This window comes from Leucobacter sp. Ag1 (genome assembly GCF_000980875.1).
Taxonomy (GTDB): Bacteria; Actinomycetota; Actinomycetes; order Actinomycetales; family Microbacteriaceae; genus Leucobacter; species Leucobacter iarius.
The window spans coordinates 1-15556 of record NZ_LAYO01000078.1; the positions used below are offsets into that span (position 1 = coordinate 1).

12 protein-coding genes are annotated in these 15556 nt (G+C 71.9%); 9 read left to right on the forward strand and 3 right to left on the reverse strand.

The window, feature by feature from the left end:
* Positions 1-3165, reverse strand: a 3165-nt coding sequence (locus tag XM48_RS04330; protein ID WP_046454570.1) for a bifunctional proline dehydrogenase/L-glutamate gamma-semialdehyde dehydrogenase, incomplete at its 3' end; no start/stop codon positions are given.
* Between the two features lie 135 nt (positions 3166-3300).
* Between XM48_RS04330 and XM48_RS04335 the strand changes: the two genes are divergently transcribed.
* From XM48_RS04335 to XM48_RS04345, 3 genes are all read left to right on the forward strand, one after another.
* Positions 3301-4242 (forward strand): LysR family transcriptional regulator, encoded by a 942-nt coding sequence (locus XM48_RS04335; RefSeq protein WP_046454571.1) that lies wholly within the window; start codon positions 3301-3303, stop codon positions 4240-4242.
* A gap of 94 nt (positions 4243-4336) precedes the next feature.
* Positions 4337-5077: an endonuclease/exonuclease/phosphatase family protein gene (locus XM48_RS04340; RefSeq protein ID WP_046454590.1), complete on the forward strand. Its 741-nt coding sequence runs from the start codon at positions 4337-4339 to the stop codon at positions 5075-5077.
* Positions 5078-5106: 29 nt separating this feature from the next.
* Positions 5107-5988 carry a DMT family transporter gene (locus XM48_RS04345; protein ID WP_046454572.1) on the forward strand — a complete coding sequence of 294 codons (882 nt, stop codon included), beginning with the start codon at positions 5107-5109 and terminating at the stop codon, positions 5986-5988.
* 18 nt (positions 5989-6006) lie between these two features.
* Here XM48_RS04345 and XM48_RS04350 read toward each other — a convergent pair whose 3' ends face one another.
* Both XM48_RS04350 and XM48_RS04355 read right to left on the reverse strand, forming a co-directional pair.
* Positions 6007-6714, reverse strand: coding sequence for a phosphonatase-like hydrolase (locus XM48_RS04350; protein ID WP_046454573.1), 708 nt, complete (start codon positions 6712-6714; stop codon positions 6007-6009).
* On the reverse strand, positions 6711-7517 hold the full coding sequence (locus XM48_RS04355) for a GntR family transcriptional regulator (RefSeq protein ID WP_046454574.1): 807 nt from the start codon (positions 7515-7517) through the stop codon (positions 6711-6713). The genes XM48_RS04350 and XM48_RS04355 overlap by 4 nt, the downstream gene beginning before the upstream one ends.
* Before the next feature lie 165 nt (positions 7518-7682).
* Between XM48_RS04355 and XM48_RS04360 the strand changes: the two genes are divergently transcribed.
* The 6 genes from XM48_RS04360 to XM48_RS04385 all read left to right on the forward strand — a co-directional run bounded on the left by XM48_RS04360 (position 7683) and on the right by XM48_RS04385 (position 15379).
* Positions 7683-8816, forward strand: coding sequence for a TIGR03364 family FAD-dependent oxidoreductase (locus XM48_RS04360; protein ID WP_046454575.1), 1134 nt, complete (start codon positions 7683-7685; stop codon positions 8814-8816).
* Between the two features lie 80 nt (positions 8817-8896).
* Positions 8897-9811, forward strand: a complete 915-nt coding sequence (locus XM48_RS04365; RefSeq protein WP_197074142.1) for a phosphate/phosphite/phosphonate ABC transporter substrate-binding protein — start codon at positions 8897-8899, stop codon at positions 9809-9811.
* Between the two features lie 4 nt (positions 9812-9815).
* Entirely contained in the window at positions 9816-10571 is a 756-nt protein-coding gene (locus XM48_RS04370) for a phosphonate ABC transporter ATP-binding protein (RefSeq protein WP_046454576.1), read from the forward strand.
* 10 nt (positions 10572-10581) lie between these two features.
* Positions 10582-11439 (forward strand): phosphonate ABC transporter, permease protein PhnE, encoded by an 858-nt coding sequence (gene phnE / locus XM48_RS04375; protein ID WP_231580799.1) that lies wholly within the window; start codon positions 10582-10584, stop codon positions 11437-11439.
* An 8-nt stretch (positions 11440-11447) separates the two neighbouring features.
* Entirely contained in the window at positions 11448-12269 is an 822-nt protein-coding gene (locus tag XM48_RS04380) for an inositol monophosphatase family protein (protein WP_052961288.1), read from the forward strand.
* Between the two features lie 65 nt (positions 12270-12334).
* The gene (locus tag XM48_RS04385; protein ID WP_046454578.1) at positions 12335-15379 is read left to right on the forward strand and encodes a metallophosphoesterase; all 3045 of its coding nucleotides are present in this window, start codon (positions 12335-12337) and stop codon (positions 15377-15379) included.
* Positions 15380-15556: the final 177 nt, after the last annotated feature.

Sequence of the window (15556 nt, forward strand, 5' to 3'; positions counted from 1 at the left end):
GTCGGTCACGCGGACCGTGACGGGCACCGGCAGGTAGCGCAGCACGTTGCGCTCGACGCCGAGCTGCGAGGCGTCGCGGGCGATGCCGAACTCGTCGTCCCAGGCGCGGGCGTCGGAACCGAGCGCCGCGCGCAGCCAGGCGAGGTCGTCGCCGGCGACGCCGGCCTGCTCGGCCGCGAGCAGCAGCGGAGCAGCCGCCCGGCGCGGCGCGCGCAGCTCGGACTCGACGGGGGCGTCGATCCAGGAGCCGAGGCCGTGCAGGTAGTTCGGGCCGCCGGCCTTGGTGCCCGCGCCGATCGCCGACTTCTTCCAGCCGCCGAACGACTGGCGGCGCACGATGGCGCCGGTGATGCCGCGGTTGACGTAGAGGTTGCCGGCCTGGATGCGGCGCAGCCACAGCTCGAGGTCGTCGCGGTCGAGGGAGTGCAGGCCGCTGGTGAGGCCGTAGTCGATCTCGTTGACCATGTCGATCGCCTCGTCGAGGGTCTTCGCGGTCATGACGCCGAGGATCGGGCCGAAGTACTCGGTCAGGTGGTATTCGGATCCGCGCTTCACGCCCTCGCGGACGCCCGGGCTCCACAGCTTGTTCTCGCCGTTGCGGTCGACCGAGAGGGGGCTGTCGCTCGCGACCGGCTCGGGCGTGATCGCCCAGGTCTCGCCGGCGCCCAGCTGGGTGAGGCCGCGCAGCAGCTTGCCCGAGGGGGCGGTGATGATGGTGCCCATCTGCGTCTCGAGGTTCTCGGGGGTGCCGACCTTGAGCGAGCGGACCGCGTCGAGCAGCTGCCCGCGGAAGCGCTTCGACGTGGCGACGGAGCCGACGAGGATCACGAGCGATGCCGCCGAGCACTTCTGGCCCGCGTGGCCGAAGGCCGACTGGGCGACGTCCTTCGCGGCGAGGTCGAGGTCGGCGTTCGGGGTCACGATGATCGCGTTCTTGCCGCTCGTCTCGGCGAGGATCGGCAGATCCTGGCGCAGCTCGCGGAACGCGACCGCGGTCTCGTAGGCGCCGGTCAGGATCAGACGGTCGACGCGCGGATCGGCGACGAGCTTCGAACCGAGCTCGCGGTCGCCGAACTGCACGAACTGCAGCACGTCCTTCGGGACGCCGGCCTCCCACAGCGCCTCGATCATCACGGCGCCCGAGCGGGCCGAGTTGGTCGCGGGCTTGATGATGACGGAGGAGCCCGCGGCGAGGGCCGCGAGGGTGCCGCCGGCCGGGATCGCGACGGGGAAGTTCCACGGCGGGATCACGGCGATGAGCTTCTGCGCGCGGTACTGCGCGCCGTCGACGAGGTCGAGCTGCTGGCCGAGCATCGCGTAGTAGTTCGCGAAGTCGATGGCCTCGGAGACCTCGGGATCGCCCTGGTCGAGGGTCTTGCCGCACTCGGAGCCCATGACCTCGAGCAGTTCGGCGCGACGCTCCTCGAGCTTCTCGCCGGCGCGGTACAGGATCCGGGCTCGCTCGTCGGCGCCCAGCGCCTGCCAGGCGTCGGCGGCCGCGACGCCGCGCGCGATGGTCTCGTCGAGGGTCTTCGCGTCGGTGATGCGCGACGACGCGACGAGCTCGGAGCCGAGGGTCGACGCGACCATGCGCTCGGAGATCTCGCGACCCCAGACCCGGTTGCCGGGCAGATCGGGATCGGAGTCGGGCGCGTTGTCGAAGCGGCCCTCGCGGCCGTCGGCCACGCGCGCCTCGACCCGCGCCTCGGCGCCGGCGGCGTCGTAGGTGCGGCGATCCTGCTGCCGATTGGCGGGCGGGACCGCGTAGCTCTCGACGGTGCCGTCGCCTGTGATCGCGGCGAGGTCGGCGAGCGACGCGAGGAAGCGATCCTGCTCGCGGGCGAACAGCTGCGCGCTGTCGTTCAGCTCGAAGACGGCCGACATGAAGTTCTCCTGGCTCGCGCCCTCCTCGAGGCGGCGGATCAGGTAGGCGATCGCCACGTCGAACTCCTGCGGGTGCACGACGGGGGTGTAGAGCAGCAGCGAGCCGACCTCGCGCTTGACGGCCTCGGCCTGGCCGGTGGCCATGCCGAGCAGCATCTCGAATTCGACGCCGCTCTCGGCGCCGCGCGCCTTCGCGAGCAGCCAGGCGAGGGCCACGTCGAAGAGGTTGTGGCCGGCGACGCCGATGCGCACGTTGCGCACGCGCTCGGGGTCGAGGGCGTAGTCGATCACGGCCTTGTAGCTGGTGTCGCTCTGCTGCTTCGAACCCCAGGTGGCGGTGGGCCAGCCGTGGATCGCGGCGTCGACGTGCTCCATGGGCAGGTTCGCGCCCTTGACGATGCGCACCTTGACGGGTGCGCCGCCGTCGGCGACCCGCTTCGCGGCCCACTCCTGGAGCTGCATCATCGCGCCGAGGGCGTCGGGCAGGTAGGCCTGCAGCACGATGCCGGCCTCGAGGGTCTTGAACTCGGGGCGGTCGAGGATCCCGGTGAACACCGCGAGGGTGAGGTCGAGGTCCTTGTACTCCTCCATGTCGAGGTTGATGAACTTGTTCGGGCTCGCAGCCGCGGCGCGCTGGTAAAGGGGGAGGAGCTGATCCTCGATGTGCGCGACGGCCTCGTCGAACGCCCAGTGGTTGTGCGGGGCGACGGTGGAGGAGACCTTGATCGAGACGTAGTCGACGTCGTCGCGCGCGAGCAGCTTGTGGGTGCCCTCGAGGCGGCGCTCCGCCTCGTGCTGGCCGAGGATCGCCTCGCCGAGCAGGTTGATGTTGAGCTTCACCCCGTCGCGCTTGATCTTCGCGATGGCCGGGCCGAGCTTGGCGTCGCTCGCGTCGATGATGAGGTGGCTGACCATCTCGCGCAGCACGCGGCGGGCGATCGGCACGACCACGCCGGGCAGGGGCTTCGCGAAGGCGCCGCCGAGGCCGATGGCCCCGCGCAGCGCGGCGGGCAGGAACTTGGGGGTGAGCGGCGTGAGCTCGTTCAACTTCTTCGCCGCGGCGCCCAGATCCTCGGGGCGGACGACGCCGTCCACGAAGCCGACGGTGAAGTCGAGGCCGTTCGGGTCGCGGAGCACGCCGGCGAGGCGGGCGGCCGAGGCGTCGGCCGGGATCTCGGCGGCTTCGCGCAGCCAGCGCTGGACGAGCGCGATGGCGTCGTCGGCGAGGTCCTGCGGGCGAACGGTGGGGCTCCCGGTGCGGGTGCTCTGGGTCGTGGTCACGTCTGGTCTTTCTTCGATGCTGGGATGCACGGCCTCGTGCTGATGGGGTCAGTTTCCCGCGGTTCAAGCATGAAGAAAAGCGATTCTTTCTGAGCAATAATATGAAGCAGAACTGATGGATTGGATTCCGCCCCGATGCTCGACATGAAACGCCTCCGACTGCTCTGGGAGCTCTCGGCCCGCGGCACGGTCGCGGCCGTCGCCGAGGCCCTCAACTACACGCCCTCGGCGGTGTCCCAGCAGCTCGCGATCCTGGAGCGCGAGGCCGGCGTCCCGCTGCTGCGCAAGGCGGGACGGACCCTCGAGCTCACCGCAGCTGCCGAAGCGCTCGTCGGCGACACCGAGGGGCTGCTCGCGGGTCTCGAACGCGCCGAAGCCGCCCTGCACCGCGGCCTCCCCGAGGTCTCGGGCAGCATCCGCGTCGCGGTGTTCCAGACCGCGGTGCTCGCGATCATGCCGCAGGCGCTGCGCCGCCTCCGCACCGAGCACCCGCAGCTGCGCGTCGAGATGGTGCAGTACGAGCCGGAGCAGGCGCTGCGCGAGACTTGGGCGCGCGGCTTCGACCTCGTCGTCGCCGAGCAGTATCCGGGGCACGCCGCCCCGCACTTCGCGGGGCTCGACCGGCAGCCGCTCACGAGCGACCGGATCCGGCTCGCCCTGCCCGCGGTCGGCGCCGGCGGCGAGGCGTTCGACCGCGTCCGCACCCTCGCCGACGCCGCGGACCTGCCCTGGGTGATGGAGCCGCGCGGCGCGGCCTCGCGTCACTGGGCAGAGCAGGCTTGCCGGGCCGCCGGCTTCGAACCCGATGTGCGCTCCGAGACCGCCGACCTGCAGGCGCACGTGCGCCTCATCGAGTCGGGCAACGCGGTCGCCCTGCTGCCGGGGCTCGTGCACGTCGGACCGGGTTTCGGCGCCGACGCCGGCGCGGAGCGGCCGGGGCTCAGACTCCTGGGCCTCGCGGGGGATCCGCACCGCACCATCTTCACCGCGGCGCGGGCGGCCTCCGGCGGGCACCCCGCGCTCGCGGCGGTGCGCGAAGCCCTCGAGCACGAGGCGGCGATCCTCGATCTCGCGTGACCCGTGGCCGTCCGCCTGAGGAAAAGCGGGGAAACTCGGCCGGGGCATAGGCGGACGGGCATAGGCTGGCGGCGTCGAACCGAATGGGGTGAGCGTGAAGATCATCAGCTACAACCTGCGCAAGAACCGCGCGGTGCGCGAACTCGAGTCGCTCGCCTCCGACCACGGACCCGACGTGCTCTGCCTGCAGGAGGCCGATGCCGTCACCCTGCCCGCGCGGCTCGACGCCCCGGGCGGCGCACTGCGCCTCGTGCACGCCACCGAGCGCAACCGGCTCGGACTCGCCATGTACGTGCGCGACGAGCAGCTGCACGTGCAGGCCGCGCACACCTACGAGCTCAAGAAGTCGCTGCACGACCGCGTGCTGGCTCCCGCGCACGAGCGCCTCCTCGGGGTGCGTCTGCACGACCGGGGAACGGGCCGGGACCTCGTGGTCGCCTCATTCCACGCGGCTCCGCTCACGGCGCTCAACTCCCTGCGCCGTGCGCAGATCCACGCATCGCTCGACCAGCTGCGCCAGCTCGGGCCGGGATTGCCCGCGCTCATGGTGGGCGACTTCAACTACCCGGTGTTCCAGAACCGGCTCGACGCCGAGATGCGCGAGGCCGGCTACGAGCTCTCGATCAGCGACAAGCGCACCTACACCCGGTACAAGGTGTTCCGCGGGCACTTCGACTTCGCGACGTCGGCGGGCTTCGACATCGACCGGGTGCGCACCCTGAACCGCGGCACCTCGGACCACCTGCCGATCCTCGTGCACGCCCACCCCAGCCTCGCCACGCAGGCCATCGCACCCGAGGCGCTGCGGACGGAACGGGCTCACTCCGTCGCGTGACGCGCCGCACGCGCCGCTAGCATGAGCGCATGGCAGGGGCGTCGAGGAGCGGATCGTTGCTCGTGCTCGTCGCCGCGATCCTGTGGGGCACCACGGGCACCGCGGCGACCTTCGCCCCGCACGCGGGACCGCTCGCCATCGGCGCCGCGGCCATGGGCCTCGGCGGACTGCTGCAGGCGCTCATCGCGGGACCTCGGCTGCGCCGGGACCGCGTGCTGCTGCGCGGCCACCCGATCCTGATCGGCGTCGGCGCGCTCGCCGTCGCGATCTACCCGCTCGCCTTCTACGCGGGCATGCACCTCGCCGGCGTCGCGGTGGGGACGGTCGTCGCGCTCGCATCGGGCCCGATCTTCGCCGCGATCCTCGAGCGTGCGATCGACCGCACGCCGCTCGAGGCGCGCTGGTTCGCGGGCGCCGGGCTCGGGATCGTGGGCACGGTGCTGCTCGCGTTCGGCGGGCACGGCGGAGCCGGCGGATCCTCGACGCTCGGCGTCGCGCTCGCGCTGCTCGCGGGTCTCGCGTACGCCGTCTACACGTGGGCCGCCCGGCGGCTCATGGCCGCCGGTTGCGGCTCGCGCTCCGCGATGGGCACCGTGTTCGGGATCGGCGGGATCCTGCTGCTGCCCGTGCTCGCCGCGACGGGCGGACCGTTCCTGCAGGATCCGCGCGATCTCGCGGTCGGCGCCTACATGGCGATCGTGCCGATGTTCCTCGGCTACCTCGCCTTCGGCGCCGGGCTCCGCACGGTGCCGGCCCGCACCGCGACCGTGCTGACGCTCGCCGAGCCCGCCGTCGCCGCGGTGCTCGCGTGGGCGGTGGTCGGCGAACGGCTGGGCGGACTCGGCTGGGCCGGGATCGCGCTCATCGCGCTGAGCCTCGTCGTGTTCTCGCTGCCGCGCGCCCGATCGTAGCGGCCGCGTGGCGCCGACTCAGGAGACGCGCGACTCCAGGTACGCCGGGATCTCCGCGACCGAGCCCAGCAGCTCGGTGAACGGCTGGTCGGCGAACGCGGCGCGGTCGAGCTTGCCGCTCAGCACGCCGATGGTGATCGCCGCACCGGAGTTCGCTCCCGCCTGGACGTCGACGGCGGTGTCGCCCGCGACGACGACGCCCGCGACGTCGAGCACGCCCGTGCGCTCCATGGCGCGGTGGATCATGTAGGGCGCCGGGCGGCCCTGCGCGACCTCGTCGCCGCACACGAGCGCGTCGATGACGAGCTCCGCCTCGGTCTCGGCGTCGGTGCCCGCGACCGCCCAGCCGAGCTGCCGCAGGATCCCCTCGGCCACGTCGCGCGAGAAGCCGGTGGTGAGGGCGACGCGGATCCCGCGGCCGCGCAGCTCGTCGATCGCCTCGGGGATGCCGGGCATCGCGACCGGCGGTTCCGCGGTGTAGAGCTCGTCGAGGATCGTGCGGAAGCGCTCGAACGCCGCGTCGACGAGCTCGTCGCTCGCCCGTCCGCCGCCGAGCTCGACGAGCGCCGTGATGGCGGCCCGCTTCTCGGTGCCCATCCAGGTCTGCAGGTCGGCGGGGGCGACGGTCGCGCCGGTCTCGGTCACCGCCTGCTCGAGCGCGCGGTACACGGCTCCGCGGTCGTCGATGGTGGTGCCGGCCATGTCGAATGCGGCGAGGGTGATCATGCGTGCTCCTTGATGAGGCTGGCCGGCCGTACCGGCTCGCGGGGTTCGGGCGACGAGCCGACCGGCTCGCGCGTGATGGGGGTGCGGTGCGCGGCCGAGTTCTCGATCACGAAGGTGGCCATGCTCGGCAGGTAGCGATCGTCGGCGACCTCGATGAGCGCGCCGTGCGCGTCGAACGCGACGCGGCGCGCGCGCAGCAGGGGATTGCCGGGCACGACGCCGAGCCACTCGGCGTCGAGCTGGTGCGCGGCGACGGCATCGATCGTGTGCCGCGCGCGTACCGGGGTGATGTAGAGCGCGCTGAGGTGCTGGTAGATGCTGCCGCGATCGAGGTCGGCGGTGAGGAGGTGCTTGCCGACCCAGAAGGGGAACAGCGAGCGCTCGAGCATCGCCGGCTTGCCGTCGAGCAGACGGAGCCGCACGATCTCGACGACCGGGTCGCCCTCGGTCAGCTGCAGGTCGCGCGCGATCTCCTCGGTCGCCGGACGTCGGGCCGCCTCGATGACCTGCTGACCCGGCACGTAGCCCAGGTGGTTGGCCCACTCGGTGAAGGAGAGGAAGGTCTCGAACGACTGCGAGGGGACGAGGCGCTGGACGCGGGGCGGAGCGCCGCGGCCGCCGACGATCATGCCCTCCGCTCGGAGCGCCGCGAGGGCCTGCCGCACCGGCCCCCGCGAGGTGCCGAACTCGGCGATGAGCGACTTCTCGCTCGGAACGCGTTCTCCCTGCACCCACTCGCCCGTACGGATGCGCTCGATCATCGCATCGTACAGCTGTGCGTGCAGCGGCTTCGTCTCGGTCATGTCAGCAGCGTACAAGTTGTCAAGACTGGTTTGGAGGGCTCCCGAAGCCCGTGAAGTGAACAGTTGGTAGCCGGATCGATGCGAAACCTGAACGGCGGTGAACACTCCGCGAACTCGCCCGTTTCGAGTTGTCATGACTACTTGCCGCGCCGCATCCTCGTTGCCATGACACCTCGACCCTCACCGCTCCACGTCGCGATCGTCGGCGCCGGGATCGTCGGCCTCGCTCACGCGGTCGCCGCGCTCGACGCCGGCCACCGCGTGACCGTGGTGGAGCAGGACTCCGCCGCCGTGACCGCGAGCGTCCGCAACTTCGGTCACGCCTGCGTCTCGGTGCAGGCCGGCGAGATCGGCGAGCTCGCCGTGCGGGCCCGCGAGATCTGGCTCGGGCTGATCGAGCGGGCGGGGCTCGAGGCCCGCGTCTCGGGAACCCTCGCCGTGGCGCGCAGCGCGGCCGAGGCCGCGGTGCTCGAGGACCTGGCCGCGCGCGACACCGCGATGCCCTCCGAACTGCTCACCGGCGAGGCCGCCGGCCGCGTGCTCGGGACCGCGGGCTCCGCCGCCGAGCCCGTCGCCGGCCTGCTGCTGCCGAACGATCTCACCGCGAACCCCCGCACCGCGGTCGCCCGGATCGCGGCCTGGGTCGATGCCCACGAGCGCGGCGAGGTGCGGTTCGCGACGACCGCGACCGCCGTCGAGACCGGGGTGCTCACGACGAGCCGCGGAGCGATCCGCGCCGACCGCATCGTGATCGCCGCGGGGCACCTGCTCGGACGCCTGCTGCCCGGAACCGCCGAGACCGGCGAGGTCCGCGAGTGCGCGCTCCAGATGACCCGCGTCGTCGCTCCGGCCGGGCTCGCGCTCGGACCGGCCGTGCTCACGGGCACCTCGATGCTCCGGTACGGGGCCTTCGCGGGTTCGGCGGCGGAGGCGCTGCGCGCCGAGATCCTGCGGGACCGGCCCGAGCTGCTCGAGATCGGCGCCAACGTCATGTTCACCCAGCAGCAGGACGGCACGCTGCTCGTCGGCGACTCCCACGAGGACTTCGACAGCGCACCGCCGTTCATGCACGAGCGCTGGAGCCGGATCCTGCTCGACGAGGCCGCGCGCGTGCTCGGCCTCGGCTCGGGCGCCGACTTCGACGTGCTCGAGCGCTGGCAGGGCGTCTACGCCACGAGCGCCCGCCAGGACCTCCTCGTCGAGAGCCCGATCGACGGCGTCACCGCGGTCGCCGTCACCACCGGAGTCGGCATGACCGTCGGCCTCGCGCTCGGAGAGCGCGTGGTCTCCGGCTTCTAGCCGCAGCCCCTCAGTTTTCACCGACCCGCTCCACCCACGCACACCTCACACCCACCCTCACCACACACAGGAGAATCACCGTGAGAAAGTCCCTCGCCATCGCCGCATCCGCCGCGGCGCTGCTCGCCCTCGGGCTCACCGGCTGCTCGTCGGCCGCATCCGGTACCGCCGCCGCGGGCAAGGACGTGACCTGCCCCAACGGAAAGATCAAGTTCGGAATCCTCCCCTACGAGGATCCGAGCCGCCTCGAGCCCGCCTACAAGACCCTGGCCAAGGCCCTCGAGAAGAAGCTCGACTGCCCGGTCGAGGTCGTCATCACCGAGGACTACGCGGCCGAGGTGCTCGCGATGGAGAACGGCAAGCTCGACGTGGCCGAGTTCGGCCCGCTCGGCTTCGTGTTCGCCAGCGAGCGCGCCAAGGCCGTGCCGCTCGTCTCCTTCGGTGATTCCGAGGGCAAGCCCACTACCTACACCGCGGGCATCTGGGTCAAGAAGGACTCCCCGGTCAAGACCCTCGACGACCTCAAGGGCCACACCCTGGCGCTCGGCAGCCCCGGCTCGACCTCGGGCGACGCGTTCCCGATGTCGGCGCTGAAGGACGCCGGCATCGACAAGGAGGTCCGCTCCGACTACGCCGGCGGCCACCCGGAGGCGCTCCTCGCGCTCGTCAACGGCACCGTCGACGCGGCCGAGATCAACTCGCAGACGCTCGAGAGCGCCAAGTCCGAGGGCAAGTTCGACGAGAGCAAGTTCCGCCAGGTCTGGAAGTCGAACCCGATCCCGAACGACCCGATCACCGTCCGCAGCGACGCTCCCCAGGAGTTCCAGGACGCCGTGAAGAAGGCGTTCCTCGAGCTCGACCCGAAGGACGTGGCCGAGGTCGGCAAGTTCCTCGACGTGGATCCCGCGGGCCCCATGATCGAGGTCACCAAGGAGACCTACCAGCCGCTGTTCGACCTGGCCAAGACCATGGGCCTCACCGAGAAGGACGTCTGATCCGATGACCACCGACACCGCTCGCGAGGTCCTTCTGGACGTTCGCAAGATCTCCAAGAGCTTCGGCGACCGCGTCGTGCTGCGCGATATGAGCATGCAGGTGCACGCCGGTGAGGTCGTGGCGTTCCTCGGGGCCAACGGCTCCGGGAAGTCGACCACCCTCCGAGCGGTGAACGGTCTCATCGAGGCGGACTCCGGGGACATCGAGATCTCCGGGGTCCGCCTCACCGAGGCCAGCGGCGCGCGCCGGTCGGAGGCCCGGCGCTCGGCCGCGACCGTGTTCCAGAAGATCCACCTGGTGGGTCGCCGCACCGTGCTGCAGAACGTCTGCGCCGGCGGCTTCGCCCGCCTCGCCACCCTGCGCTCCGTCCCGCCGCTGTTCGGCACGGAGCTCAAGGAGGAGGCGATGGCCTGCCTCGACCGCGTCGGCCTCGCCGATCGGGCCCACGACCGCGCGGGCAGCCTGTCGGGCGGTCAGCAGCAGCGCGTGGCGATCGCGCGCGCTCTCTGCCAGCGCCCCCGGATCCTGATCGCCGACGAGCCCGTCTCGGCGCTCGACCCGCGCGCGGCGGACGACGTGATGGCCCTGCTGCACGAGCTCGCGGTCGAGGAGAACCTCGGAGTCGCCGCGGTGCTGCACCAGCCCCATCTCGCCCGCAAGTACGCGCACCGCGTGATCGGGCTGCGCGACGGCAATCTGGCGTTCGACGCGCCCATCGACGACATCGACGACGCGGCGCTCGCCGCCCTCTACGTGTAAGGGATCCCTCGTGACCGCAACCATCGATACCGCTGCCGACGCCGGCGCCGAGCCGGACGCCCGGTCCCCGCGCCGCCTGCCCGTCCCGCGCGACGCGAAGGCGCCCATGCGCGCCACCTCGTGGACCGTCGGGATCCTGATCCTCGTCGCCCTGCACTGGATCGCCTTCGAGAGCACCGACTTCCGCCTCGACTCGCTCGTCTCGGGCGCGCAGGGCATGGGCCGGTTCATCGCCGAGGCGTTCCCGCCCGACCTCAGCCCCGAGGTGCTCAGCGACGGCATCCAGGGCGTGCTGCAGACCCTCTGGGTCGGCCTGCTCGGCACCACGGTCTCCGTGCCGTTCGCGCTGCTGCTCGCGGTGTTCGGCGCGCGCACCACCGCGCCCAACGCCTTCGTCTACCAGGTCGCCCGCGCGATCCTGTCGTTCTTCCGCGCCGTGCCCGACATCGTGTTCGCCCTCATCTTCGTGACCGCGGTCGGCCTCGGCCCCTTCGCGGGCGTGCTCGCCCTCATCTGCCACAACACCGGCGTCATGGGCAAGCTCTGGTCGGAGGCGATGGAGGAGGTCGATCCCGGCCCCGAGCAGGCGCTCGGCACCGCCGGGGCGAACCGGTTCCAGGTCGTCGCGAACGCCACCATCCCGACGGTGCTGCCCCAGCTGACCGGTCTGCTGCTCTACCGCTTCGACGTCAACGTGCGCTCCTCGCTCGTGCTCGGCCTCGTCGGCGCCGGCGGCATCGGGCTGCTCATCAACAAGTCGATCAAGACCTTCCAGTTCGACCAGATGCTCACCTACCTGATCATGGTGCTCATCCTCATCGTGGTCGTGGACCTCGCCTCGGCGTGGATCCGCAAGCGGCTCCAGTAGGGCCGGCCGTGTACGACGACGACCTGCGGCTCGCCCACGAGCTCGCCGACCTGGCCGACTCCATCGCCCTGCCGCGTTTCACCGCCGAGGGGCTGCGCAGCAGCCGGAAGCCCGACGGATCATTCGTCACCGAGGCCGACACCGCGACCGAGCGCGCGCTGCGCGACCTCCTCGCCGAACGTCGTCCCCGCGACGGGTTCCTCGGCGAGGAGACGGGGGAGTCCGACGAGACCGGTGCACCGGGGACCGCTCGTCGCCGGTGGATCATCGACCCCATCGACGGCACCGCCAACTACCTGCGCGGCGTACCCAACTGGGGCGCCCTCATCGCGCTCGAGGTCGACGGGGTGCCCGTGCTCGGTGTCGTGTCGGCGCCCGCGATGGGCGCCCGCTGGTGGGCGGTGACCGGCGCCGGCGCTTGGAAGCGCTCGACCGCGTCGGGCGGCGCCGGCGCGACAGGCGAGCCCCGTCGACTGCGCGTCAGCGGGGTCGACGAGCTCGGCGACGCGTCGCTCAGCTTCCAGGGCATCGACACTTGGGAGGCCGCGGGCCGTCGCGAGCAGCTGCTCGACCTCGCCTCCCGCGTCTGGCGGGATCGCGCCTACGGCGACCTCTGGTCGTACATGCTCCTCGCCGAGGGCGCCGTCGACATCGTCTGCGAGTTCGACGTCAAGCCCTACGACATCGCCGCGATCCTGCCGATCGTGCGCGAGGCCGGAGGCTCCTGCACCGACGCCGCGGGCGAGGAATCCCACACCTCCGGCGAACTGCTCGCCACCAACGGGCGTCTGCACGCGGCCGCGCTCGCCGTCATCGCGCCGCAGGCCTGAATCCGCACGGCTCACCGCTTTCCTCCACCCGATTCACCCTCCCCTCCCTGAACCGAAGAGAGCAGATGCATCCCTCAGCCCCCTCGGCGTCCCGCCGACGCTCCGGCCTCGCCGCCGGCGCGCTCCTCGCCCTGATGTCCGGACTCGTCGTCGCTCCCGCGGCGGCCCCGGCGTTCGCCGCTCCCGCCCACCTCACCGAGGCCTTCGAGACCGTGTCGTCGGCGCAGACCCCGCCCGCGGGCTGGCTCGTCGATCGCGTCAACACGACCGGCATGCGCGCCGGCTGGGAGGGCTGGACCTTCCACACCACTGCGGAGGTGACCAAGGAGTTCGGCAGCACCGGAGACCGCGGCAGCTTCGGCAAGGCCTCCGGAATGGTCGCGGTCGTGCAGTCCGACTCCAACCGTCCCACCACGGGCAACTTCGACTCGACCCTGTGGTCGGCGCCGCTCGTGCTCGCCGATCGCACGGGCGCCGTCACCGTGAAGTTCGACAGCCACTACAAGCAGGGGCAGAACCCGCCCTCGCAGCTGCTCGCCCGCATCGACGGCGGCGCGCCCGTCGTGGTCAAGTCCTACGGGGCCAACGGACTCAACACGAGCGAGTCGGTCACCTTCGACGTCCCGAAGTCCGCGACCAAGGTCGAGGTCGGCTGGGCCTACCTGCAGAGCAGCAACAACTGGTTCTGGATGATCGACAACGTCGACATCGCCGAAGCGGCGCCGAAGGCCGTCGACCTCAAGATCCTGTCGGCCGCGAAGCCGCTCGCGATCCCCGGCGCCCCGCTCGCCGTGCGCGTCGGTGGTCTGCGCGAGGGGCAGCAGCTCGTCGCCGATCTCGCCGGCACCCCCGTGACCGGGATCCCGAAGGCCGGCGCCGACGGCACCGCGAGCTTCGACGTGACCGTCCCCGCCGGCTCCGCCGCGGGTGTGCGCACCCTCTCGCTCAGCGGCGACGGGATCACCCCGGCGAAGCTGCCCGTGACCGTCGTCGCGAAGGCCGCCGGGGCTGCGAACAGCACGGAACCGCAGCGCTGGTTCGACGGGATCGAGTCGACCGAGCGCTGGCAGTTCCCCGCCTCCGGCTGGGAGCAGACCACGCTCGCCCAGGTCGTCGACGCCTCCGGAGTGGATCGCCGCCAGGCCTTCACCCGCGCATCCGGCAAGATCGCCGTCGCCGACGCGTCGAAGACCGCCGTCGACAGCGTGCTGAAGACCCGGCCGATCCGGGTGACCTCGCGCGACGCGCTCGAACTTCGCTTCGACAGCCACTACCGCAAGCGCGGAGGCGCCCAGCGTGCCGCCGTCACCGCGGTGTTCGACACCGGCCAGCGCGTCGCGCTGAACGAGTGGACGACCAAGGACCAGGAATCGGCCCAGCCCCGCCTGCCGTTCACGGTGCCCGCCGGTGCCAAGGCGATGACCCTCGAGTTCGGCTTCACCGCCGACGCGGGCGCCGGATCCTGGATGATCGACGACGTCGCGATCGTGAAGCCGCTCCCGGCGCTCGCCGCCGATGCGCAGCCGGTCGCCGCGGTCGATGTGATCAGCGACATCCAGGGCGCGACCGCGCGCCTGCGTGACCAGACGCTGCCGGGCCTGCGCTCGCTCAGCCCGAAGGCGAGCACGATCGTCGCGAACGGCGATCTCACGAGCAACGGCACCGCGACGCAGTACGACGACTACTTCGCGGCGTTCAATGCCGGCGGCGGCAAGGACTACTCCACCCGCATCTCGACCATCGGCAACCACGAGTACTACGGTTCGGACGGCGTGCCCGCCTACGTGAAGCGCTTCCTCGACAAGACGAGCATGCGCGAGGTCGGCGGCCAGGGCGGCCTCTGGGGAGAGCAGCTCGTCGACGGGCAGCTGCCGCTGATCTGGCTCGGCAGCGAGGGCCACGTGTACCACGGGGGCGGCGGACCGTTCGTCGACCTCTCGGATCAGCAGTTCACCTGGCTGAGCGAGCGCCTCGCCTACTGGAAGTCGCAGGGCAAGCCGGTGCTGCTCATGACGCACCACGTGTTCAACAACTCCGTCTCGGGCACCTACGCCAAGTTCTACCAGGGCGACTACGGCGCCGACACCGAGCGCATCGAGGCCCTGCTCGCGCAGTACTCGAACGTGACCGCGCTCACCTCGCACACCCACTGGTCGCCCGAGCTCAACGACTGGTCGGTGGAGCAGCGCTTCGACCCGACCACGGCCTCCGGCCCGACGATCGTCAACACGGCGGCCGTGACCACCCAGTACGGCCCGAGCGGCGACTGGAACGAGACCGCGGTCGGCGGCGCCGACCCGATCGGTCTGCGCGTGGGGCTCTACCAGGACCGCCTGCGGGTCACCGCCTACTACTTCGGAGCCGGCGGGGCCGCGCGCGAAGCCAAGCACATCGACGTCGCGCTGCCCGCCGAGGCCGAGCAGCCCGCCGCACCGAAGGTGACGGTGCCGGGGAGTGACGCGGGATCGCCGATCTCGGTCGAGGCCGGCGGCAAGATCGGGATCGCCGGGGCAAGCTTCGCACCGGACGAGCAGGTCGCGCTCGAACTGCACTCCGCACCGGTGGCCCTCGGCACGGTGACTGCGGACGAGCACGGCGCGTTCTCGCAGCAGGTCACGATCCCGGCCGACGCCCCCGCGGGAGCGCACACCGTCGTCGCGCTGCGCGACGGAGAGACCGTCGCCGAACTGCCGATCACGGTGACCCGCGCCGACACCGGTGCGGATGCCGGGGCTGGTGCCGGTGCCGGTGCTGGTACGAATGGGAACGCGAGCGCTGGCGCCGGTGCGAATGCCGGGGCTGGGGCGGACAGCAGCTCCGATACCGGGGCGACCGGAACCGCCGATGCCGGTGCCGCCGGCGCGAACGCCGGATCCTCCGCGAACGCCGGATCCTCCGCCGGAGGGAGCGCTTCCTCCGCGGCCGAGTCCACGGGCGCGGCCTCGGGCGAGACCGGCGGATCCCTGCCGGTGACCGGTGGCCAGAACCTCGCCCTGTTCGGGATCGCGGCCGCGGTCCTGCTCGGTGCGGGCGCGGTGCTCCTGATCCTGCGCCGCCGCCGGGCGAACGGCACCGGCGCGGAGGCTCCGGGCGAGGCCGGGGCCGAATAGCGCGGCGGGCTCGCGCTCGATCGACGAGGCCCTCGACTCCACCCCCTGCGGAGTCGAGGGCCTCGCTCTGCGTGTGCGCAGCGTCCGACATGCCGGGTGCTGCGTGCCGCGTGCCGAGCGGGGCTGCCTCAGCCGCGGGCTCGATGAACGGCCACCCCGTCGAGAGCGGGGACGACT